Here is a 22,644-nt window from a genome sequence, read left to right as displayed (position 1 = left end):
TCCTTATTTCAATCCTGGTATGTATTTGCTGACGAACTGCCCGAGCCTGCGCAGTATTGATTCACCAGCTTCTTTGTCGGCGTTGCGTTCGCTTTCCAGCTCATGGTTCCTCACTTCCATTTCTTCCTTTTTACGAACAATCTTTTCCATTTCTTCTTGCGCAATTCGAGCTTGTTCTAGCGCCGCGGCCATGCCAGCCCGGTCACTCTTAGACGCGCTTGAATCAGATATCGCCGTCGTGAACTCAACGAGCCTGTCGCGTCGCTCTCCCGAACTATTGAACTCGTCAAAGAGTTTGTTTCTACTCTTCCCCTCGTGAAACTGCTTCCATTCCTCGCGGCTCATATCTCGAAATAATAGGGCCTGTGCGTATATGTTGGCCACCTCGTATGTTGTTGGTTGCATCTCTTCATCTCCTCCTTCATTATTTAGGTAGGCAGACGGATCAACCCGTCCGGACCAACCGTTTTTCCAATTCGTCGGCTTACCCCAAAACTCGAAGTGCAGATGCGGACCAGTGACTTGCCCCGTGTTTCCCGAATATCCAATTATCTGGCCTTGGGTGACTTGCTGGCCTTGGGTGACCGCAAATCGACTTAAATGCGAGTAGGCGCTGTAAATATCGCCATGGTCAAGAAGGATCGCATTTCCTGCTACTGACAGAAAACCGCCATGATTTGCGCCCGGCCCCACGAAGCTAACTCTTCCATCACCCGTAGCTCGAATGGCAGTGCCCATCGGGCATCCGTAGTCGATACCCGTATGGCCTAGTTGCCCGAGCGGCCTGTAGTAGTCAGGATTCTCACCGAACTGCTGAGTGATTCGATCCGCGACCGGGGCAACGAAACGCGCCATCAGACCGCATCCTCTTTCTCAACCAAACTCGCAATGAGCTGCACTGCATTGAGATTCGCGTCCGACTTACGATCCAGTTGGTCCAACGAGATTGAGACTTTCCCGAGGGCATCAATAACATCGCGCTGGAACTCGTGATCGCGTGCGTCCCGAGCAGCAAGCGACTGCTGTAGTGCGTGACTTGCATTTGCGCTCTTCTCGATCGAGCTCGCAAGGCGGTTGTTGGTTTTGTCGTTCTTAGTAAATAGAAACTTAACAACCCAGATCAGAGCCGCACACACCGTCGCCACGATACCCAGCGCAGCAAGTGCTACTTCACCACCATTCATAGATTAACCCTTACTCACAAGATGACCAGAGAAGTAATTGTTCGCAGGACTGCTAACCACCAAAGATGCACTACCGTTGCAGAATGCAAAGACTTCTACGTAGTCTCCTACCGCCAACTGCATGCCGGACGAGGCCGCACTCCCCGCATCACTACCATGAGCAGATGTAACATTTGCGGAGAACTTATTTCCTGCCGCATATCTAGTTCCATTTTTGTACAGAACGCACCACAAAGAAGTATCACCTCCTGCAGCTATGTAAACTGTCGCATCAAAGTGATAAAAACCAGCCGTGACAGCAGTGAAACGTCCAGTATTGGTTACTATATCTAGATTCGAGCCCGTGTCATAAGATTTCGTGTCGTAGGGTATTTTCGTAAAAGAACCTGCCGTGAGTGAGAATGCCGCATTCCGGTAAACTCGAAACTGATGCGGATTCGTCAGGGACTTTGACGACAGGCCACCCTCGGGGACATTTGCAGCAACAGCGGCTGAAAGCCCTGAAACGGTCGTCTTTTTATCGGTGTTCGAAGTAACATCTCGCACCAAAAGTATGTCTTCTTGCGCGACAGGCGATTTTGAAGCGTTATCTGTAATTTGTTTTGCCATATTCAGTTGTTCCTCTTTATCGCTAATATAACATGTTAAGACGGAGTTGTAGGTAGCTGTTGGTATTGTTCATTCGACAACCCCTCATCCAGGTCTGCGATGATCTCTGCCATCCCCTCTTGAAGAGTTCCGAGCGTCAACGTGATCAGCGTCGAGGTGTAGTTGTACCCGACAATCTGAAGCAGTTGCGTATCCACGAAGTTCCCAAAGTTCCTAAAACCAACCATCTGCCCCAGTTTGATGCTCTCGATGTCATATACGCTCGACGGGATCGTGATTGTCGATGTCCAAATCGGGCGGCCATACTCACTCATTACTTTGCTGGCATAACGCTGAGCACTTGCCGTGAGAGTGAAGCGTCGGTCTGTTATTCGGTGTACTCCCAGTTCAGAATCGGTAATTGCCGCAGTGTCGGTATAGACCTTGAAGAGTGTGCCGCTGCCTGGATCACCACCCACGAAGTAGACCTTGTTTCTCAGATCTTCTGCAGACTTCTCAATGTCGATGTCCGCCAGGTGTTTTCCCTTGACGAAGATGTGGTCTGCCGCCGTGTTTCGCTTCTTGATGTAGAGCAGGTTCTCCCCGACATCGACGTACCAAAAGTACCCGTCTGGAGTCTGGGAGTAGAGGCTTTTGATCCCCTCAAGTTTGGTGTTCAGCTCAAACTTCATCGTCGGCGTAACGCCTGTGGTGTCGATTGACCCTGTGGTGTAGCCGATTCGGCCTGGGTTGGTGTCGAGGACACTCTTGGCGATTGTAGCGATTTCAGTAGACGGGTAAGTCACGGTGGTCGCTGCACCACTCTTGATCAGCTCACCCTTCGTCAGCTCGACCCCGTGCGATATGAGCGTGGCTTCTACGTACTCCGTGTCGCCGTAGTGAGCGCGGTACTTCATGATCTTGCCGCTGAAGATCCGCCGGCCCATTGGGGCACCAGTAGAAACGATGTAGGGATCTCCGTCCTGATCCACGTACGGCTCGCCCTTCTCATTGACGAGGGGTTCATAGCCTCCGTAGTGGGCGAAGATGTCCACTCCGAGACCGATCTCGATGTCGGTGTCTGGACCGACAGTGTTTGCCGTGGTGCTGGTGACGACGTACGGATCACTGGTCTGATCGGTATATCCCACACCAGCTTGATCGGTGAGTGGTTCGCGCAGTTCGATCGTGTTCTCGGCAGATCGAGCCAGTCTGATTGTGGTGGTAGTTCCTGGTGTGAGGATCTGTTGTGAGAAGGTTAGATCGTCTGTGATGTCCGTAAGTACGCGCATGAACTGCCCAGTCTTCGAATAGACCTTGGCTACATACTCTTTGGTGTTCTCAACTCCGAGGTCTTCCCAGTTCACTGGAGGTGGTGGAGGGGGTGGTCCTTGTGTGATCGTTGGTGATCCATAGCCGGTTACCGACGCCGAGTTTCCAACGTCCCAGATATTCATGGTGATTAGAGGTGGCCCTGCCGCGTAACCGGAAGCTGCGCTAGTCGGCGTGACTGTCACCGCTCCAGCTGTCAGAGTTGGCGATCCATAGGCGACTTGAGAATTAGTGCTATCCACTGAGATTGACGACGCGTACTCAGCAGGGGTGAGTTTCTTGGAAGTGAAAGTGCCGGGGAATCCTGAACCACCCTGACTTACTGGTTGAACAAACCCAGTGTTGCCATACCCGGCAGCTCCACCTGACCCACCATTGACGAACTTCGCCGCAGTGTTGGTGAGTGTGTCTGCGTAAAAAATCGAGATGTTTCCACCCGATCCCCCACCACCGCCGAGTCCTGGAGATCCCCAGTAGTCGATTGCACCTGACTGCTGGATCAACCGCCCGCCGTTACCTCCATTGCCACCCGCCGATCCACTGGTGATGATCGTGCCGTTGAGAACTACCTTCCTGGCTCGGATGACAATGTGGACACCTGCGCGTCCTGCGATACCTCCAGCACCACCACCGCCATTTGATCCCCAGTAGCCACTTACGCCCCCAGTTCCACCTTGGTCAATAACCGACCCCGAGCCGTCAGCGCCGCTCTCACCGTAAGAGATTCCACCCCTACCGCTGTTGCTGGTGACGGTCAGGAAGCGAGTGCTGTCCTTGTTGATCCTGATCGCGCTACTTCCCGACCCACCGCCCGAGTTCGAACCCGCGTTTCCGTTCATGCTGAACGTGCCATTTGAGTTGCGTGATTGCCCTACGCCTGCGCCACCGGATATCCCGTACCCACCACTGCCACCACTGCCGCCGAGCGGTCCTCCACTGAATCCTCCTCCAGCACCTCCGCTACCAAAACCGAAGTTCGCTGGGCCATGGTCTGAGTAATAGGAACCCACAGCAACGCCAGGTGATGAGTAGGTGACTCCATCTACTGTGAACGACCAGTCCGCAGAACCAGGGTTGACCTTGCCCGAAACATTGATCGTGCCGTTCAAAGTGAAGGTGTCTTGCACTGCAATGAAGAGAACCGATCCCGTCGTCGATGCAGTACCGAGAGTCGCACCCGCTGCGATCGTGACGTTCGTGAACTGGTGGATCTGATTCAACGGCAAGTTCTGAGTGCCCGACGCTACGTTGAGTGCGCCGTCTGATCCGTCACCGAAGTAGTAGATCACCTGGTCGAGCCTTAGATCTTGAAGATCTTATTTGCCGTGTTTGACCAGGCCAGATTCAAATTACCACCGTTCGGAGTGAAGGGAAGTCCTGTACCTGTATCCATGTAGTGGATCAGTCGTGAGGTGCTTGCTGTTCCTGTGTCTTTGTACAGAACAATCGCTTCAACACTCGCGCCACCGAGTGCAGCGAACGTTAGATCATCTGCGTCGAAAACTCCGTTGGTCACGGTCTTGCCAGTCAGGTTTCCACTCGTTGCTACTCGCGCTGGTGTTGGGATGTCACTCAGGTTGGCATGGGTCGCTAGGTTCGGAGTGTAGGTACTCGTATCCACGAGCACTGCCTTGATGTTGTTGGTCGTCAGGACGATAGATCCGTCCAGAAAGCCTTCTCTCGCTTTGTCATACAAACTGTTGGCCATTGATGTGATTTCCTGTTTACTGCTTTCCCTCAATATACGACGAGCGCTCTGATCGTCCTATAGGTGAATGATGTTTAGAGCCAACGTCTTACGTAGATCGACTCGATTGTCACGTCACGAGCAGTGAAATCGTCGCTGTACGCGATCACTCCTGGTCCTACCACCCACACCGGGAATTGCCCGAGGTAATCAGTCGGAACGCTGTTGACGAAGATGGTCTTGCGAAGACAGTCGATCTCGATCGTGTCCCCCGCTACCCAGTTACGAGTCACTGATACCCCGCGCATGGTCGATCCATTGGTCACGGTGATTCGCTTGGCTGTCCCACCCGTAAGTGTGTTGATCTTCAGCTTGATCACTGGCTCAGCTCGCTATGTGTCAAGTCAAGTGAGACAGTGACGTTCAGTTGATCTGCGATTCCGAGACCGGTTCGTTGATGAAGAATACGGTCGGCATCTCGGGCGGACTTGGCCGGCGCGAAAACCGGGCAGGGTTCGCGACGTAAGCCTCGTTCAGAGTGATCTGCCGGGCCTCGTCGACCGCGTCAGCGGTCCCGAAGTGCACCGACGCCGGCGTATGCCAGGCAATTCCCGAATGACGGTGAATATGGTTGTACTCGTTGAAGAATCCTTCCAAGAACACTCGTGCATCATCCAGTGATGCAAACGAAGTCGGGAAATCATGCAGGTATTTCAGAGTCTTGAATTGCGACTCGGAGTACGGGTTGTCGTTCGATACTCGCGGTCGTGAATGCGACCGGGTGATGCCGAGGTTGGTGAGCAGTTCCGACACCAATCCTGAGGTCATCGAAGTGCCGCGGTCCGCGTGGACGGTGTGCGGGGCGATGCCGTTGCGCTCGATTGCTTCCGCAATGAATTCAGCTGCCAATTCAGCACTTTCGTGTGCAGCCACGATCCACGACGGGTTGTAGCGAGAGTAGATGTCGATCAGTACGTACAGGTGAAACCACACGCCCTTGGTGGGCCCGCGAAGTTTGGTGATGTCCCAGGTCCAGACCTGTGAAGGTCCGTCGGCGAGGAGTTCGGGGATCGCCTTCGGTGGATGTGTCGCTGTTCGTCGGCGTTCACGGTTTTGTCCGGCCGCGGCGGCGATCCGATACATGCTCGACAGTGAACACCAGTAGTTTCCCTCGTCGAGTTCCCGCGCCCAGATCTGACATATGGCCAGGTCAGCGTTCTTGTCGCTGTTGATGACGGTCAAAACTTTCGCTCGCTCGGATGCGGTGAGCGCTTGGCCGTTGTCCGGGATGGGTCTTGGTTTCCGGGGACCTTGAACGGGTGGTTGCTGGTGACGGTAGTGGGTGGCGCGGGATCGCCCGATCAGGATGCAGGATCGCCTGGTGGGGATTTCGGCGGCTCGCAGGTCGGCGAATGTGCTGTTCAGTGCGTCTTCGGTAAGGGCGGTGTGTCCGTGCTCTCGGAGATGGATTCCAAGAGCACGTGAAGTTTTCCCATGATCTCGAGCGCGGCCTCCGTCTGCGTCAATTGCTTTGCCAGACGAGCGTTCTCGCGTGTCAGTCGGGCCATTTCCTTACGTGTCGCGGCGTCGGTGTCGGGATGGGCGACCGCTTTCGGTCGAGACTTCCCGGCCGCTGCGGTTCTGGCTTGGGCCCATTCTCGGAGTTGAGATTGGTACAAACCTTCGCGGCGCAGGACTGCAGATTTCTCTCCGTGTGGGGCGTTGTTGTATTCGTCGAGGATGCGGTTGCGGTATTCAGTGGTGAAGGTTCTGCGGGTCGGTTTCGGGGCAGGATCCGCCGGCGAATCTGACGGTGTTTCGGGGTTCGGGCTGCTCATCGGTGGTGCTCGTTTCATGCCCTCAGCGAGTGATCTCGGTTGCCTCCGAGTGTCTCACTAAATCCTGACAGAGAGGGGCTTGATACGTGCCACCAACGGTGACACCGAGAGACGCCGTAGAAGTCGAGACGTTCGACGGACTGAGTAGTGCCGTGTTGTAGGTGTCAGAAGCAACGCCAGTCGGGCACATGAAGTCCACTGAGAAACCTGCCGTGTTGTGGCCGCTTGTGCTGATGATGATGCCTTGAGCAGTTGAAACGTATCGTCTGATGTCACCGCTGCGGGCGATGTCGAAGGCCTGATTCGGTTGCATCATGGCTGTGTTGAACGCGTCGATCAACTTCTCCGTCTCCTCACGGGTACTCCCCCTGATTCGGCCGGCAACGGTAAAGGTCTTCGGTTCAAAGTTCGTCTTTACGATCACAGCTCCGTCAGCACCAGCGAGCTTGTCAGCCTGCACGTTGTTCTTCGGAGGTGAGTAGACGTCCGTATCCGTCGTGGTGATCTTGTCTGTCTGGAGGTCAAATGCTCCGTATTTCAGTGCGATTGCGCTCATTACATGCCTACCTTTGCTAGTCGTTGTGTTGAATCGAGTCGGTTGAAGAACGCCTCAACTGACTCTTGGTTGTTGAAGGTGAAGTTGCCCGACAGGTTGTTGGTGACTCCCCCGCCATCGCCGCCCGAGTTCAACTCGTTGCGTGTGCGATAGGCCTGCGTAACTTGAGATCCACGCGGCATGTTCACGATCTCTGGACCGTGCTCACCGACAAGCGTTCGACCGCCTGGTGAGTAAGCCGTACCGATTGCGTTCTTCAGTCCTGGTGCGGCATTCATCGTTGGGAGTGCAGATTTGAACTCACCCCTGTTGCGGGCTTCTGCGGCTTCGTTAATTCGTCCAGCCAAGTTTGACCACTGCGCAGCTTCTCCTGCAACAGCACCACCAATGCGCTCAGAAGTAGCTTTGACTGCACCCTCTGCCTTCGCACGGTTGTCCTGCGCTTGCCTCGCCTCCTCGGTCTTCCGCCTAACGTTCTCGTTGGCCTCAGCCAGTCGATTCTCGGCCTCCTTCAGTTGATACGCAGCTTCCCTAGCCTCGAGCGACTTCGGCCCATACTGCGCGACCGCATCGTTGTAGGCACGTTGTGCGCGTTCGACATTGAGATTTGCACCTTCGGCGCTTAACACCGCCCCATTGAGGGCATCCTGAGCGAGCTTGGCATCTCGATTCGTTTGTGCGAGCCGATCTTGCGCAGCCTTGTGTGCGTCGATGGCAGAGGAAGTTTGACCTGACGAAGCACGCAGCGCATCCATACCAAACCCGAGTGCTGCGACCACTCCAACGACAGCACTGATCCCCAACACGACTGGGTTCAGGTTAAACAGCGCCAGTGCGGCGCTAACTGTCGGAACGACGCGAACAAGTGCAGCGAAGTCCGCAACAACATTGCCAACCTTCATCGAGACGAACGCAAACCCCAATGCTGTTGCCGCAGCTTGAAGTAGACCCATGTTGCTCGATGCCCAAGAGATGAAGTTGAGTAGGATACGACCCCCGCCTTCGACCACATCAGCCATGGCGTTACCGATCTTGGACAGCGCGTCCTTGATCTTTGGTTCGCTCAACTTCTTCGACAGTCCCTCGACACCCTTGGTGAGCCGATCAAATAGACCTCCCTGCTTAACCAGAAGTGGGCCACCATCTTCGATCTGGGAATAGTCGATCCCGACAAGCGAGAACGCTAGGTTGCGAACTGACCCTGTGAGCCCAGAGAGCTTCCCGGTCATTGTGTTGCTCATCTGTTCGATCGCATCTGCCGGGACCATCTTCGCCATCGAGCGGTTGAAATCCTCAGCACTAATTGCGCCTTCTTCCATGCGCTTCTTAACATCTTGAATCGAAATACCAAGATCTTTGGCGAGTGCAGTGGTGATCGGGACACCATTTTCGATGAGCTGAAGCGCATCCTGCGCGTACAGCTGGCCAGCAGCATTCACTTGGCCGTATACGACAGCAAGGCGACTCCAGTCAGCACCAGTGGTGGCCACCATGCCTCCGAGTACCTTTACGTCGTTCTTCACTTGCTGCGCTGTACGTCCGTAACCAAGTAGGGTCTTCGCTGCGCTTGTTACGTCTGGGAACGCAAACGGTGTACCGCGGGCAAAGTCATACAAGTCTGTGAACAGGCTCTTCGCCGTGGCCGCATCGCCGGTCAGCGCTTTGAAGGATGCAGCGGTGTTCTGCAACTGAGCACCGGAGGTCAGTCCGAATCCAATAAGTGCAGCGCCTCCGGTTACTGCTGTTGCCGCTGCTGCTCGTATTCCCGTAGAAATAAAGCCGAAGTGACTTGTGAATTTATCTGCCGCCTCACGGGACTTATCGGAAACACTTTCGGTAGCTCCGTTGATTTTGTCGGCCGCACCCTCGATAATTCTGGATGCTTGGTCTTCGGCGGATATGGTGATCTTGATGTTTTTATTCGCCACTATTTAACTCACAACGGCTTATTAGTTGTTTCGCTGCCGTCTCTTCTCTTCCAATTTATCACGCTCATCATAAAGCGACCATATGAGAATTGCCCGCTCTAGGGCTTCTTCAGGCTCCCTCAGTACATCGTTATAGGAAAGATTGAACACCTGCTGATAACGGAAGATGAGCAAGTCATCTTTAACGCTTGCCGGTACATCCACGTCCAGTCCACGGACTATGTAGTCGCGCATGCGCTCTTGGAGATCTTCTGCGGCGATCTTTGCATCGCCTACGAGGCTTTTGGGTCGGAATACTCACTTGAATTCATTGCGTCATAGATGCGCTCGATAATACCCATAGGAAGCAGGTCAAGTACTGTCACGGCGTCTTCTGAAGCGAATTTGACTAGAGCAAGACCACCAGCGTCCGCTTGTGAGTAGACCTGCCCACCAACTATATGACTCGTGACGACATCGACAATCCGCTGGGTTGCTTTCGAGTCATCGACGATTTTTTCTTGCGCAAGTTCACGACGCTCCGCAACGGTGATGGTGTTGTAACGAATGAAGCATTGTTCGTCCCACTCGTCAGCGATTCCTGCAAGGCTGAATTTCCGTGTTAGCTTAAATGAAATTGCCATCGATGATTCTCCAATTAAATATGCCCCTATTTAAGCAAGGGGCATATCATTGGTCAATAGCGATCTACGCTGCGGCGTACGATGCGCGAGGATTCTTCAGCACGGCTTGGATTGCTTTTCCTGCCGTCGTATCGAACTCGCAGTAGAAGCTCACCGTCTGCGTCACGATCTCGTCGCGGTCGCTCGACTTCTCAAGTTCACGGAAGCGCACCTTGGTAGCGATGAACTCCAGACTTGTTGCGCCGTTGGTCATCTTGATGCTCATCGCCTTGATTGCGTTCGAAAGATAGTCGTCTTCCACGTCAGTGCTGAGGTAGCGAATCACGAACTCCCCCTTGGCTTCGAAGACACCACGATCAAACACGGGGTTGTCGTCACCGCCTAGCGGGAACCACATCTCGGATGGTCGCTCGATGTTGAGCTTCAGACTCTTGGCCGCAATGGCCGGCGCAGCAGCCAGGCCAGCACTTGAAGCAGCGGTCTTGAGCACAATGTTCTTGCTCGTGAACTCTTTCTCAGTTGTGAGCGCGACTACCTCAGTTGATGTCTCACCGATTCGAGCCTTGATCGCCGAGCTAATCTGCACCCAGCTCTTTTCCTCAGCTGTCAGTTCGAACGTATCGAAGGTTGTGTAGCTGTGCCGGTTCGATTGAATTGGAGTGACATGAGCAAAGGTGATTGCTGGTGGGATGCTCGACTGATTGACGTCAAAGGTGTGTGGATACACGCCGCCAACTACGGCACCTGTAGTGACTGATCCGAAGATCCCTAGTAGTGGAAACCCAACGCCAACCTCGGTGACCTTGCCACCGATCGTTCCTTCGAACCACTTCCCGACACCTTCGCTGTCATTGATCTTCTCGACAACGCCCATAGCGCTTTCATTTTCGATGATCTCTTGCTTCAGCTGAATGTCCTGGTCTAGCCAGTGAATCCAACCTTGTGGAGCAACCCTCACCGTTGGATCTGTTCCTATGCCGAAGCCAATCGCTTCACGCCTTCCTATGTATGGTTCAGTTGGCATCACCGTCCTCTTCTTTCATCATCAGTTCCACTACCTCCTCAAGTGTTTCGGCCTCGATGACCTTGCGCTTGAATGGCAGGAAGAACGTCTGTTTATCTGTTGACTCTTCGCGAGGTTCCTCAGGAACACTCTTGTTTTTCTCTATAGACTTTCCCATGCCCGTAATATATTGCATTCGGCCATTTAAAAGAATAGCTATTGCGCCTCAACGACTTCCGCGACATACTGGACCGAGAATTTCACCCAACCTTCCTGAGTAATGATCCCCTTGTCGCCGTTCACACGCGGGACCATGCCGTACTCGATTTCCATGTCACTCGCTACGGCTGTCAGCCCCTTGGTAGCGAAGTATCGGATCGCATGTTTGACCGTGTTCGGCATGTAGCGCCCGGTCTTGGGATCACGCGCTGCGATGATCTGGCGAATCTTCCTCGATGTCAGGTCATTTGGATTTACGTCGGCAGTCCAGTCGTCTGCCTTGTTGAAGATGACCTTGATGATGATGCTGTCAGTGATGTCGTCCTCACCCCACGTAGCACGAGCAGTGTTGTCGTTGGTCTGGTCAACCACGATGCACGGCAAGTTGAATGCCGGGATCTCATCGGGGTCTCCGTCGTAGAACTCTACGAAGGGACCACCGACGAAGGTCTCCTTCATTAGGTTGACGATCCGTTGTGTTGTTTCCTCGTACATGGCTAGATGTTGTGGGTATGGACGTTGCTGACGCTGGATTGAAGTAGACGGGCTGGCCCTTCGCGGCAGGATGGAAGTTGCGAAACAGACCATCAACAGCAAAGGGACCAGCCCTGTGACACACCGTAATGCTCCGCTGACTGTGGAGGGAAGACGACGACTCATCGAGCGGTGCCGCACTCGTCCGATCGCCCACGTCGCCGCCGAAATGGGCATCTCCCGACAATGCGCCTCCACGTGGGTCAACCGGTACCGCAAATACGGTGAACTGGGATTACAAGACAGATCCAGCGCACCGAACCATCAACCCACCGCCACCGCCGCAGAGATCGTGGCCGAGATCGAAGCGATGCGCCGGACCCGGAAATGGTCGGCCGCGCGCATCACGTTCGAACTCCGAATGGACGGAACGGTCATCGCTCGCCGGACGGTCACGAAACTCCTGCGGGATCTTGGTCTCAATCGCCGCCGGTTCATCGACCCGAACGGCGAAACGAACCGCAAACCCCAGGTCATCGCCGCGAAACGGCCTGGTCAGATGGTGCACGTCGACGTGAAGAAGGTCGGCCGCATCCCTGACGGCGGAGGTTGGCGCGTCCACGGGCGAGGTTCCGAGCAGGCCAAACGATCACAACGTCGGAAAACGAAGAACAAGCAGGGCCGCGTCGGCTACACCTATTTGCATTCCGCGATCGATGGCAACACCCGTTTGGCGTACACCGAGGCCAGAGACAACGAAACTGCCGCGACAGCCATCGATTTCATGAACAACGCCCGACTCTTCTTCGCGGCGCACGGCATCACCCGGATCGAGCGCGTGATCACCGACAACGGATCATGCTATCGGGCAGCAGATTTCACTGCTTCACTGCGGGAAGCGCGGCACTACCGGATCAAGCCGTACACGCCGAAACACAATGGGAAAGTGGAGCGCTACAACCGCATCCTCGCCGAAGAACTGCTGTACTCCCGCGAATACATCAGCGAAGCCGAGCGGCGCACTGCCGTCGAGGTGTGGAACATTCACTATAATTATCACCGACCGCATTCAGCACGCGGAGGACGACCGCCTGCCGCTTACCGCCGGCACCGCGTAACTAACGTCCGTGCCTCATACAGCTAGATTCCTCCCTTCGCCTTGATAGTTGCTTCGAGTCGAGCGTTGATGATTTCCACGATCTCGTTGTACTGAGCATCCTCGACCTTCATCATCGGTCGGTACGGCATGATCGTGCGTGGTTCATCGCTCTGGTGGTACCGGAAGTGCGCGGCCTTGTTGCTGATCTCAACCTGCAATGGCTGCGCTGCGTAGCTGAACGACCTCTGCATCAGCCCCGTTCGAACCAAGACGGGGCGACCGGGAAACCTCTTGGCCTTCCACGCTGCATACTTCGTACTCAGGCGCGGCCAGCTCTCGCCAATAATCCCTCCCCTGGAAGCAAAGACCTCACCCGAGTACAGACCTTTGAGGTACTTACCGACATCCTTCATCGCGGGTTGCATGTCTTTGAGTTCTAACCCGACATCGTTGAGCATCTTGACGACATCCTTGTCGCCCGAAATTTTGACGCGGACAACAGATCCCGCCATCAGCTAGAACCGATCACCCATATGGAACGCTCGTGGCTGGTCTTCACCTGGCCAGCTAGTGATCCCGCCACCAGCAATCGAATGACCGTCCTCGTCTGAGATGGTCTGATCTCGATCCTGCATTGCTTTGATCTGGTCGCGTGCTTCTTTTAGCTTGAGACTGGCCTGTGAGGATCGCTCACCGTAAGCCGATTGCAGGAGCATCCCTGCAGCGAGCTTGATTGTCAGTGTGCGGATAATTTCAGGGACAGGCTTGAATGGCACTGTGTAGACAGATCCAAGTGCGGTATTGATCTCGCTCTGCGCCGATCGTCGATGCTGGAAGATCAGGCTGTCGTTCAGATTGAAGGCACTCGTGAAGCCTGCCTCGGCACGAATCTCATCGAGTGAGCAGTAATTGCCCCAGTCCTGGCCGCGCCGAGCTTCGCTGCCATCGAGCGCAGTCTCCTCGTTCGTAGTCGCGTTGAAATAGGTGCTCCGATACCAGAAGTCGGAACCACCGGAGGTGTCAGTCATGTACGTCGATGGTTGATCAGGATCGATCGCACGTGTAGCGAGAACGGTGAACTGGTCATCGGCCGGCACTTTTCCATCCACGTTGGCCGCTCGGTAGAAGTGAACCAGGTCGCCAAGTACGCCTGTGACATCAGCAAACGCCGCGTGTGGGTACTTGAGCGGAGAAGCCAGTGAGATAGTCATGTCGTCGGCAAGAGACTCAACCACGGCCTTCTCACACTGCTCGCGTGACAGCTCACCTACGAAGATGATCGATCCAGCCTCATACCCTTGAGTACTCGCCACCTTGATCGCAGTCGCGCCCTCAGGAATACCCTCGACTAGTGACGTCCGTTCACGGATGTTGTTGCGGCTGAATGAATCTGTTTGAAGTGTCGTACTCATATTCTCTTCTGAATATACATCAGATTGTGAAAATGAATATCAATAAGACGATCGTAACGAAGATCAGCGCAGCAATTAGCCAGAGATCCATCCCAGGAGCCATCACCGCCACCTTCGGCTGCTTCAACACCGTCGCTGCGAGTGCGTTTACTGCTGTCATCTCACCAACCGGGTCGTAGGTGAACAGCCCGATCTCCACTTCATCGGCATATTCGACCGCAGCTTTGCTGTAACTCGACGCTGCAAAGAAGAACAACGCCTTCTTGATATCAGTCCCCCGCGCCCCGTAGAGCTGCTGCATCTCAGGCCTACCCGCAGCGCCGCCCTTCCACTTCACCTGCGCCAGCGCCCGTGACGATCGGACGTCGATCCCACCATCTGCTCCCCCAGTAGTTGCGACCGCATCAGTGAAGCCCCAGGACTTCATCTTGTCCGCTGCATTAAGTTCAGCCTGGTGAGGGGTGGTGATGTACTGCATCTAGTTCCATGTTCGCACACACGTTCGATTGATGCTATCGTCGCTGTCGCAGCGGGGCGTAGTTGAAGGGAAGATTCTGCGCCCCGCTGCTAGCAGTAGCTTTCACTCTGCCAGACGCCAGTCAAGTGGCTTTGCGATTTCGAATCTCTGTGTAGATATCGTCGTCGGAGAGCTTCCGTACGAGGTAGTCAACCCACGCCTGCGTGTAGACATACTGTGCGAAAGTTTCGTTGTACCTGCAGAAGTCAGCTTTTGTCTTGTATGGATCATCGGCATTTGAGACTGGCCTGACACCGAAGTACTTCCATGCCTGGGTGTGAATGTGCGTCGTAAATGGAACGCTCAACCTTGCCGCGACCTTCTCCACGACCTGCCCGGGAAGTAGGGTGTCGAGATCAGAGACAGGTATCCTTTTCTCCCGTATCAAAGTCTGTACTTGATGAAGTAATTTGTTTTGGTCATCGGTGAGTTCGTCTGAACGTACGAAAGTCATGGCAGCGTCCGCGTCTGTCTTTGATCCTGTGTATGGAATGAGATAGACGCGGAAGTCATAGCTCTGGTCAGACCGGATCTCTGGTTCGAGATCAGTGTCAAAGTCCTGGACCCACTCAAGTACTCCGTTCGGGACCAGCGATCGAACCTTTTTCAGCGTCTCGACTGCATCATCGGTGATCGAAGATACGAAGAGCGGAAATCTCAATTCTGCGGCGATGCCCTCGGCCTGCCCGAATAACTCGATCAGCGCATTCTCGTAGTTCAGTAGGTAAGCCTGAGTACGTCCAGCTACCAGGGCGGCGATGTTCTTCTCATGACGATGCTCAACCTGATTCCGCAGTCCGACAAAGAAGTCGATGTTTGCCTTTCGCGGATCATTTTCATCGAAGAACTCGTCCATCAGCGACCGCAACGATCGATGCTTGTAGCCCCCGTCTTCATGCTTCACACGCCAACCGCGGTGGTCCCGGATCAAGATCTCCTTGCCAGACTTTTCGAAATGAGCCTGCAGCAACTTGAGCCATCCCATCGACATGTGCACAATGAATGCTTCTAGCTGTCGCTCCTGACCTGAGCGGTTATACAGGTCAACTGCCAATCGCACCTCATTCTTCGAGGCCTGCAATGCGTGCCACCATCGTGGTCTAGGAGCCATCGGCTGAGTATGCCACTATCATCCGACATACCTGTTTGCCACCTACAGAAAGACCGCCCTCTCAGGCGGCCTCGTGCGTTCTACTGAGTCGTAGCTTCTACTTCGCAGATGTGTTGGTCTTTGTGTCTGGAGCCTTCTTAGCGGCGTCCTGAGCGTCTTTGACGAGCTTCTCAGCTTCGATCTTGGCGTCAGCGAGCGCTTTCTCGGCTTCCTTGATCTTCAGGCCTGCTGCTTCCTCCGCTTTCCCGATGATGGTTTTCGCTTTATCTTCGGCGTCAGACTTGATCTTGTCCGCGTCTTTCCGAGCCTCTGCCACAATGGTTTTCGCTTCATCTTCGGCTGTTTCGGTTGCCGAAGTCTGCTCGACTACTGTGCTTGGATCGTGTGCTGCGCCAGCTCGGATCAGTTCGTCAACGATCTTCTTGTCGCCTTCGAACGTGTCCCCTGGTTTGTAGTTTTTGCTATCGTGCTTAACCGCGCTGATGAGTGTTACTTGTGCCATTACGCGATTACTCCCGCAGCCTTCAACGAGGCAATGAGTGCGTTGAGCGCTGTCCCTGCGGCCGTGCCGTCAGCAGCGGGAGTGATAGGTGCGACGGCCGCCCCCTTCTTCACTCCCCCGACTACCGTAGCGGTTGCCGCTGGCACTGGGTTGGCAGCGGTGTCTACCACCGCGCCAACGAGTTTCGCTCCTTTGAATCCTGGTTCTATTCTTACCATGTCAATAATTCCTTCGGACTAAGCCACTACGTTTTTTAGAAGGTAGAAAGCTTCAGGGTTCATGATGATGTGGTCGTAGTAGTCGCTCACAACGATCTCGGTTCCTGATGGGTTTGCTTTCACTTCACGTGTTACTTCGCGACCTTCTTCGAGTCGGAACTTGTAACCACCGTTGAGCTCTTTGCGAGCTGGACGATTGGTCACGTATCCAAGCCATGCGTTCTTGCCCCATACGCTCTGGAATGAGCTTGAGCCTGTGCCTTCCTTGGCAACATCGTTTTTCGCACGACCGACGACGATGCGCTCGATGCCGAATGGCCGGAAAAGAGTAAGAATCGCTTCCTCAGTAAGTACACCTGTCTGGCTCCACTTGATGCGATCAAGTAGTTCAGGGTGCAACATCAATGCGCTGAATGCCTCTGACCCCATGAAGAGAGTGTTGTACTGCTTGAATCCTGCTGTCACTGAACCGGTTGCTATGTCCTGGAACGGAGTTGAGTTCGCGTCATTCCACTGACTTGCTCCACTAAGAGTAGTGTTCTGTGTGATCACTGATGTGTCAGCGAGCTGAGTTGCAAGCGATTTCTCATCGATCAATGCCAGTTTCTGGTGAATGTTCTCGACTGCATCTGCCTCAGGCTCGAACAGCTCTTTGGAGAGCTTGTAGTCCATCTTCGTGACGAAGTCGCTGAGTGCATGCTCCTGAAGAGGCCCGAGTGTGTTGACGCTACGGTTAAGGCTTACACGTTTCGCGAGAGCTTCGCCCGTACGAACTGAGCTATTTGGAACGCGAGTGGCGTCTTTGCCGTAGGCAGCTACTTCAAAAGTTGGTTGCGAGACGAGCACTTCAGGGAAGATTATGTCCGAGATGAAATCGCGATCGTTATTGAGCCACGCGGTGCTGACATTTGTCAGAGCTTGGTCTACATATAGTGGTTGATTTGCCATATTAAGTTGTCAGCCTTTCTTAGTACTTTTCGTTATGTTTTACGTATTCGATCACCTCGTTCGCTACACCTGCGCGTACTGCGCGACCGATGACCCGGCTGCCTGCAGTGGTAGTGGCAACTGCCTTACCGCTTGCATCAGTTGTAATGAATGCATCCTTGGCAATTACTGCGTTCGCAGCTTTAACCTTGAATGTGCCTTGACCGTTCGCTAGGACCACCTCGGCAACTCCACCCTTTTTGACCTCGTTATCGAGAACACCAAGGATGTTGTCTGTTGCCGCTGCTGCTAGAACTACTTCGCCGTTAGAATCGAGTTTTGCGATGTGGTATCGCTTGCCTGTCAGGTCTGCACCTGCGACTGCCGTGTATCGGTCACCTGGTTGGTATGACATCTATTTCTCCTCCTCTTTCAATTGTTCTTTTAGATTCGCGTCTGCATCGAGCACTTGCTTGCGTGCCGTCGAGTAAGCAACACTGCCTCCTGCTGCACGTGCATCTGCCTGGATCTTGACGACACGGTTGTGGACTTCGGTGCTTGCCTCAACTGAGACAGTGCGGCCTGCATCGCCAAGTTCCCTGCCATCGATCTCGTTCTTAGGAAGGCCGGCTAGAAGCTCTTCGAGGTTCTTGCGGTCGTCTCCACGTGATGCGAGAAGCTGATTCGTCCAGCGAGTCTTGTCGCCGCTCTTGATCTGACCAGCTTTGATGCTGCGATCTACGATCTCTTCAGCGTCACGCTGATCGAGTTGTTGTCGTGCTTCACGGCCAGCTTGAGCATCAGCTTCAAGCTTTGCTAGACGGTCGGCAGTGATTGAGACACCACCGTTGCGGCTTGCTTCGATCTTGTCCTTCTCTGCTTGTTCTGCAGCAGCCTTCGCATCTGCTTCCGCTTGCTCAGCGGCTACCTTGTCGGCAGCTTCTTTTGCTGCGTCGGCATTTGCCGCTTCGTCATCAGTCTTTTCGAGTCCGAAGGTTGTCAGCTCTTCCGCTGTGAGGTCTGCTTTATTCTCGCTCAGGAATGTTTTCTCTTCCTCAGTAAGGTCAGCAACTTGTTTTGCTCGAATCTCCTTTAGATCCATAGGTTCTCCTTGATTATGTTTATCACCGTCACCGGCAGCGCTCGCTCTGATTGCCTTCTCAGGCTTGATGCGCGAGGCTGTGATCGGTTTCAGTTTCTTGAAAAGTGGGATGTTGGTGAGGGCGGCACCCGTCAGTACGTTGTTGACGAAGTGGTACTCCTCTTCCGGGTCTTCCCACGGCCAATCGCGTGGGTTGAACTCTGGCGAGATGTACTTCCATTCGCCAGCCTTGATCGCTTCTACTGCTGCGGGTGTCCACTCGGGATCTCCGAGCAATGCCTCGCCGTCATCACTGACGTAGACATGCGAAATCCAGCCCGCAGCTTTGTCATACGATGCGTGGGCGTAGTTGAGAGGAACTTTTGGATCGTCTGCAACCAGTCCGACGCCCGCCTGTACGTTGGCTGCGAACTGTTGAAGATCCTGTTTGGTGATCTCGAAATCACCGTGCCATGGGGTGTGCCACTCGCCCGTGCGAAGTAGCTCGATCGTCTTTGGTGCCTGACCTGTTGAATCAGCTTTGATTTTTACTAAGTTGTGGAAACCTTTTGCCATATGTCGTTAATATCAGGCAGGTGGAGAGAATTGTCAATACACCAAGCCAATCGTAACCACCCCCGCCTACTTAACAGATTGCTTCAGCAGAGAGGATGAGCTGTACATACCTTCGAGCGGTGAGACTATATCTCCCTTTGAGTTATTGTGATTTACGAAAACCATATAACTAATTTCATCGGTATTGACATCTCTTGCTTTGACGATTCTTCCACCGTTTGCTTCAACTCGACCATTACTAGATATTAACGTACCATCTTCAAGCTCACGATCAGTGTATTCAGAAGGGAGTGCTTCATACACGTTCTTTATTGAATTGACTTGCCCTATCATCTCTGTTGTTGTACTAAACCCTGAGTTTGAGGGATCGATCACTACTGATAGTGCTCGTCTACCTTCGTTGATTTGCTCTTGTGTATTACCTTGGGCGGACACAAGATAAAGAGAGATCGTGTAGTTGTTTAAATAGTCTTGATCTGACCAGTTATTTCTAGGGAGGTTAGTGTTTGGGATGCTGAGTATCGAAGCCTCTTCTGAGGTCAGATATCCTTGTAGAGATTCCCATGCGTCGGGAAGGTATTTATTTAAGTTCTCTGCGGTATCTTCAATTCTTATTTTTTGATCAAGATCCTTGTAGACTGAAGGAGGCATCATATCGTATTCTTCGCTTGTTACGATCCCATCTCCGTTGTAGTCGCCTATGAGAGCTGGAGCCGCATCTTCACCGAGATCAGCGGTTACTCTCGGCGCATCGGAAGACTCGATCGCTTCCTTCAGTTCATCTACTTGACTCTTACTGTAGAGAATCCCGCCACCAAAGATGAGCATTCCAGCCACCAGGACTGCGCCTAGGGTGATTGCCACTGTCTTCCCCGTAGAGGTCTGAGCTTTCGGAGTCGACTGACCCCGCGATTCTTCGAAGTTACCGTCAGTCTGTTCGGGCACGGCTCGGCTCCTCAATGAGAGATATGGAGCTTGGACCTTATCGCACAAATCGACCCTTCGGTATCATCTGTTTGAGTGACACCTCAGTACTGGTAGTACACACCGCAGCGGCATCGTGGATGAGCAGCTGGCCGATCACTCCCGTTGCTGAACTTCTCCCCAATCTCGACTACTTCGCCATCCAACGGCTTGCATGCAGTGCATGCACCCTCCAGCGATTCCCACGTCTTCGTCTTCGCGCCGGTCTCCACAGCGAAGTTCTTCAGCCCCGTTTGATACGCGTTGACGCTTTCCGTCTGCGCGATCATCTCGGCTCGCACAGGGTTGTTCACGACAGTCTTGATGCGTTCGATGGTCCCAGCGACATCTTCTCCCCTGGCGATCGACTGTTTGATTGCTTCTCGGATGAGTTTGCGATTCGTCTCCGTCACCTGGCTCACGAGTGTCGCTACCTGTTCACGGGCGGCTACGAGCACGGTTTGTGACAGTGACGAAACTCCGATGTAGATCCCCGATGCCAGTTCGCCGGCCTGAGCTCCCGTGGTGGTAAGCATGGTGATCGCATCGATGACGGCCTTCGTCAGATCGAACTCTTCGGCCCTCCACAAGTCGTCGTCTTTGTTGGCGAGTGGGCTGGCAGCAGCTTTGACGGGTTCAGGAACGAGTGACCAATCAACGTACTGTGGCGCTCTCTGAGCCAGGCCAGCGAGATATTCGGCCACGGCTTGCTCTATTTCCGCTTCGTGCAATAGAAGCGCTTTGAACGTCTCAGGATGAGCCTTGTAGCTGGGTTGCCAGTCTTCACTTGCTCGGATCGATTGCGTCAGTTCAGATTTGACTCTAAGCAGCGTTGCGCGATCCATAGAGTTTGTCCATTACTGCGTCCTTGAACTTCCGTGCCGTTGAGATCAGTGATGCCTCGATCTTCTTGTCGGTATCTTCGTCGTCAGTTGGCAGATCACCGTAGTTGACCCCCTTAGCTTTGAGAGTCGCACCGTTGTACTGTGCCCCAAGTGCATCCACCCACTTATCGGCGATTGCCTGGTCGTACGCGACGTAGGCCAACGTCATGTGAGGCTTGTATTCACTGAAGGTCTGAACGTGAGGCAACAGAGTCAGTCGATCATGGCCGTCGAGTAATTCAGGTGTGGTCTCAATGTGTGCCACGATCGCGAACTTGTCCTTGAGATCGAAGAACCCGACCTCACTGATCGTGACGGTATCCATCTTCCACCCATCGAGCACGGTATCGACTTCGTCCTTCCACACGTTCCCGTTCTTGAGTAAGCCGAACAGCAACGTCACATGAGGCTCGGTCTCGGCCACAGCTCCCATAGCGTGATCGTGCTCCGTCGTAGATTCAACGAGGTCCGACTCGCCTCCCTCAACGTGCTTGAGAACATCGACAGTTTCAGTGTCGAGCATGATGCAGCCGAGTTTATCAGTTTCGATTCCAAGTCCTTCATGCAAACCAGGGAAGTCCCGAGCACTTACCTGTGCATTGATCTGGCGCACTTTGGATTTCGTACTTGCTTCGAGCTGCTTGGTCGCAGGCTCTTCTTCCTTGATGTCTGTCTTCTCAGGTTGCTCTGGCTCGACCTTGGACTCCGGCTTCACCTGTTCCCGCGGCAGATCCTTGATGTCTTCCGGCATGTCAGGGAAGCGCAGTACCTTGCGGACGTGCTCTTCGTCCTGGTCAGTTGGGGTAAGTAGTTTCGAGCTCGTCATCTTCGCCACTGCCTCGGTAAGTTCCTGGACGTTCTCTTGGCCGATCTGGCCGACCTTCCACTTCGGGTAGTCGGTGACGTTGAAGTTCATGTCGACGATGGCCTTGACCACCTTGTCGTTGATCCGAGCAGCTATCTGTGAAGCGATCGCCTGGTCTTGAAGCTCGAGTAGCCGGCGTTGATCAGTCGATGCAGAGTACGAGCCACTTGATCCAGCTGAACCAATGTCGATGTACTGAACTGCCATGTTCTTGAGGATCTGGCGATCGTGGTGGGAGATTGATTCCTTCGGATCAGCTGTCGTACTGGCCATCATGTCCATGAAGTTGATATCCCAGCCGTCCGGTTCCTCGATGTAGGCACGTTCGTTTGCTCGCACGTTCTGTGCTGCTGCCTTCGCTTCTTCGCGCATCACAGGCGTAGCGCCCTTCGGATACTTGATCTTCACGACGCCTAGAGCCTGACGCTCATGCTTGACCGCATCGATTTGGTAGAAGGTCTTCTTGTAGTACCAGTTCTGGTAAGCCGAACGCAGGATCGAGACACCCTGCCAGTTGTCGCCCTCTTGTTGGTGAGTGAGCACTAGGAGCTTGTCATCGGGGATTGAAACCGCAGTGCCATCTGCTTTGCGCTGCACGATCCCTGGAGTGCCGTCCTCTTGCGTCCACTTCTCGATCGTCGTCTGTTTGCGGTAGGCGATCTTCACCAACACCACACGATCCACGCCGTTGACGTTCGCCCAGTCAAAGACGAGTTCGAACACAGAGAAACCGAAGTCCAGCATGGTCAGAGCCTCGGTGAGAACCGCTTTCCAGTTGAGCACCTGATTGAAGTTGTAGTCGATGAGTTCAGCGGCAGCGGTGTCCTGCTCGTCCTCTCCCCCAGATTCAACGCTCCACTCGGCGGCAACGATCGGCATCTTCACCGCCATCAAGCCCGCATGAACAGTGGCGTCACCACGGCGCATCTCTTCGATCGTTCGCATCAAAGCACGGCCACGAAGCTCGGGTCGATACTCGTCACCAGTAATGATGCCGTTCAAGATCTGAACGCCAGAGTCCCCGAGTTCTAGTGGATTCTTCTTGGAAGTGCCTTTT

At 53.9% G+C, this 22,644-nt stretch carries 28 protein-coding genes; 1 reads left to right on the top strand and 27 read right to left on the bottom strand.

From position 1 onward, the window contains the following. Window positions 1–3: 3 nt before the first annotated feature. From EHW12_RS12375 to EHW12_RS12300, 15 genes are all read right to left on the bottom strand, one after another. Window positions 4–855: a M23 family metallopeptidase gene (locus EHW12_RS12375; RefSeq protein WP_125050831.1), complete on the bottom strand. Its 852-nt coding sequence runs from the start codon at window positions 853–855 to the stop codon at window positions 4–6. Continuing rightward, on the bottom strand, window positions 855–1,184 hold the full coding sequence (locus EHW12_RS12370) for a hypothetical protein (RefSeq protein WP_125050829.1): 330 nt from the start codon (window positions 1,182–1,184) through the stop codon (window positions 855–857). Before EHW12_RS12370 ends, EHW12_RS12375 begins: the two co-directional genes overlap by 1 nt. A gap of 3 nt (window positions 1,185–1,187) precedes the next feature. After that, window positions 1,188–1,793 carry a hypothetical protein gene (locus EHW12_RS12365; RefSeq protein ID WP_125050827.1) on the bottom strand — a complete coding sequence of 202 codons (606 nt, stop codon included), beginning with the start codon at window positions 1,791–1,793 and terminating at the stop codon, window positions 1,188–1,190. Between the two features lie 35 nt (window positions 1,794–1,828). Further along, window positions 1,829–4,393, bottom strand: a complete 2,565-nt coding sequence (locus tag EHW12_RS12360) for a hypothetical protein (RefSeq protein WP_164490571.1) — start codon at window positions 4,391–4,393, stop codon at window positions 1,829–1,831. An 11-nt stretch (window positions 4,394–4,404) separates the two neighbouring features. Further along, complete coding sequence (locus tag EHW12_RS12345; protein WP_125050821.1) at window positions 4,405–4,812, bottom strand: hypothetical protein; 408 nt, start codon at window positions 4,810–4,812, stop codon at window positions 4,405–4,407. Between the two features lie 74 nt (window positions 4,813–4,886). After that, a complete protein-coding gene (locus EHW12_RS12340) occupies window positions 4,887–5,171 on the bottom strand; it encodes a phage tail family protein (protein WP_125050819.1) in 285 nt (94 codons plus the stop codon). Between the two features lie 43 nt (window positions 5,172–5,214). Then, window positions 5,215–6,033 (bottom strand): DDE-type integrase/transposase/recombinase, encoded by an 819-nt coding sequence (locus EHW12_RS12335; protein WP_081377669.1) that lies wholly within the window; start codon window positions 6,031–6,033, stop codon window positions 5,215–5,217. Between the two features lie 179 nt (window positions 6,034–6,212). Further along, complete coding sequence (locus tag EHW12_RS12330; protein ID WP_030537394.1) at window positions 6,213–6,629, bottom strand: transposase; 417 nt, start codon at window positions 6,627–6,629, stop codon at window positions 6,213–6,215. A 22-nt stretch (window positions 6,630–6,651) separates the two neighbouring features. Next, entirely contained in the window at window positions 6,652–7,185 is a 534-nt protein-coding gene (locus EHW12_RS12325; RefSeq protein WP_125050818.1) for a phage tail domain-containing protein, read from the bottom strand. After that, entirely contained in the window at window positions 7,185–9,113 is a 1,929-nt protein-coding gene (locus EHW12_RS12320) for a tape measure protein (RefSeq protein WP_125050816.1), read from the bottom strand. Before EHW12_RS12320 ends, EHW12_RS12325 begins: the two co-directional genes overlap by 1 nt. A 21-nt stretch (window positions 9,114–9,134) precedes the next feature. Further along, window positions 9,135–9,317, bottom strand: a complete 183-nt coding sequence (locus EHW12_RS12315) for a hypothetical protein (RefSeq protein WP_125050814.1) — start codon at window positions 9,315–9,317, stop codon at window positions 9,135–9,137. 68 nt (window positions 9,318–9,385) lie between these two features. Then, window positions 9,386–9,736 (bottom strand): hypothetical protein, encoded by a 351-nt coding sequence (locus tag EHW12_RS12310; protein ID WP_125050812.1) that lies wholly within the window; start codon window positions 9,734–9,736, stop codon window positions 9,386–9,388. A 64-nt stretch (window positions 9,737–9,800) separates the two neighbouring features. Next, window positions 9,801–10,760, bottom strand: a complete 960-nt coding sequence (locus tag EHW12_RS12305; RefSeq protein WP_206434845.1) for a phage tail tube protein — start codon at window positions 10,758–10,760, stop codon at window positions 9,801–9,803. Then, the gene (locus tag EHW12_RS34600) at window positions 10,750–10,917 is read right to left on the bottom strand and encodes a hypothetical protein (RefSeq protein ID WP_164490570.1); all 168 of its coding nucleotides are present in this window, start codon (window positions 10,915–10,917) and stop codon (window positions 10,750–10,752) included. The genes EHW12_RS12305 and EHW12_RS34600 overlap by 11 nt, the downstream gene beginning before the upstream one ends. Before the next feature lie 38 nt (window positions 10,918–10,955). Continuing rightward, window positions 10,956–11,453, bottom strand: a complete 498-nt coding sequence (locus tag EHW12_RS12300; RefSeq protein WP_125050808.1) for a hypothetical protein — start codon at window positions 11,451–11,453, stop codon at window positions 10,956–10,958. 115 nt (window positions 11,454–11,568) lie between these two features. On the opposite strand from EHW12_RS12300, the gene EHW12_RS12295 reads away from it, so the two are divergent. Next, on the top strand, window positions 11,569–12,576 hold the full coding sequence (locus EHW12_RS12295; protein ID WP_125050221.1) for an IS481 family transposase: 1,008 nt from the start codon (window positions 11,569–11,571) through the stop codon (window positions 12,574–12,576). On the opposite strand, the gene EHW12_RS12290 is transcribed toward EHW12_RS12295, so the two are convergent. The 12 genes from EHW12_RS12290 to EHW12_RS12235 form a co-directional block, all read right to left on the bottom strand. Further along, window positions 12,573–13,043, bottom strand: coding sequence for a phage virion morphogenesis protein (locus EHW12_RS12290; RefSeq protein ID WP_125050806.1), 471 nt, complete (start codon window positions 13,041–13,043; stop codon window positions 12,573–12,575). The genes EHW12_RS12295 and EHW12_RS12290 overlap by 4 nt on opposite strands. 3 nt (window positions 13,044–13,046) lie before the next feature. Beyond that, on the bottom strand, window positions 13,047–13,943 hold the full coding sequence (locus EHW12_RS12285; protein WP_125050804.1) for a phage protein Gp36 family protein: 897 nt from the start codon (window positions 13,941–13,943) through the stop codon (window positions 13,047–13,049). 19 nt (window positions 13,944–13,962) lie between these two features. Next, a complete protein-coding gene (locus EHW12_RS12280) occupies window positions 13,963–14,421 on the bottom strand; it encodes a restriction endonuclease (protein WP_125050802.1) in 459 nt (152 codons plus the stop codon). A 121-nt stretch (window positions 14,422–14,542) separates the two neighbouring features. Then, a complete protein-coding gene (locus tag EHW12_RS12275; protein ID WP_125050800.1) occupies window positions 14,543–15,571 on the bottom strand; it encodes a DUF3644 domain-containing protein in 1,029 nt (342 codons plus the stop codon). Between the two features lie 97 nt (window positions 15,572–15,668). Beyond that, window positions 15,669–16,073: a hypothetical protein gene (locus EHW12_RS12270; protein ID WP_125050798.1), complete on the bottom strand. Its 405-nt coding sequence runs from the start codon at window positions 16,071–16,073 to the stop codon at window positions 15,669–15,671. After that, window positions 16,073–16,291 (bottom strand): head fiber protein, encoded by a 219-nt coding sequence (locus tag EHW12_RS12265; RefSeq protein WP_064444441.1) that lies wholly within the window; start codon window positions 16,289–16,291, stop codon window positions 16,073–16,075. Before EHW12_RS12265 ends, EHW12_RS12270 begins: the two co-directional genes overlap by 1 nt. A gap of 18 nt (window positions 16,292–16,309) precedes the next feature. Further along, window positions 16,310–17,239 (bottom strand): hypothetical protein, encoded by a 930-nt coding sequence (locus tag EHW12_RS12260; protein WP_125050796.1) that lies wholly within the window; start codon window positions 17,237–17,239, stop codon window positions 16,310–16,312. Window positions 17,240–17,258: 19 nt separating this feature from the next. After that, window positions 17,259–17,633 carry a DUF2190 family protein gene (locus tag EHW12_RS12255; protein ID WP_125050794.1) on the bottom strand — a complete coding sequence of 125 codons (375 nt, stop codon included), beginning with the start codon at window positions 17,631–17,633 and terminating at the stop codon, window positions 17,259–17,261. Continuing rightward, a complete protein-coding gene (locus EHW12_RS12250; protein ID WP_125050792.1) occupies window positions 17,634–18,875 on the bottom strand; it encodes a phage protease in 1,242 nt (413 codons plus the stop codon). 66 nt (window positions 18,876–18,941) lie between these two features. Continuing rightward, window positions 18,942–19,820, bottom strand: coding sequence for a hypothetical protein (locus EHW12_RS12245; protein WP_125050790.1), 879 nt, complete (start codon window positions 19,818–19,820; stop codon window positions 18,942–18,944). Between the two features lie 83 nt (window positions 19,821–19,903). Then, window positions 19,904–20,542: a phage minor head protein gene (locus EHW12_RS12240; protein ID WP_164490568.1), complete on the bottom strand. Its 639-nt coding sequence runs from the start codon at window positions 20,540–20,542 to the stop codon at window positions 19,904–19,906. A 118-nt stretch (window positions 20,543–20,660) separates the two neighbouring features. Then, window positions 20,661–22,532, bottom strand: a complete 1,872-nt coding sequence (locus EHW12_RS12235) for a DUF935 family protein (protein ID WP_265155166.1) — start codon at window positions 22,530–22,532, stop codon at window positions 20,661–20,663. Between the last annotated feature and the right edge of the window lie 112 nt (window positions 22,533–22,644).

It is taken from the genome of Rhodococcus sp. NJ-530, from assembly GCF_003860625.1.
Lineage (GTDB): Bacteria > Actinomycetota > Actinomycetes > Mycobacteriales > Mycobacteriaceae > Rhodococcus_F > Rhodococcus_F qingshengii.
Note: the sequence above shows the minus strand (reverse complement) of the source record. Positions and strands in the feature narration are given on the sequence as shown.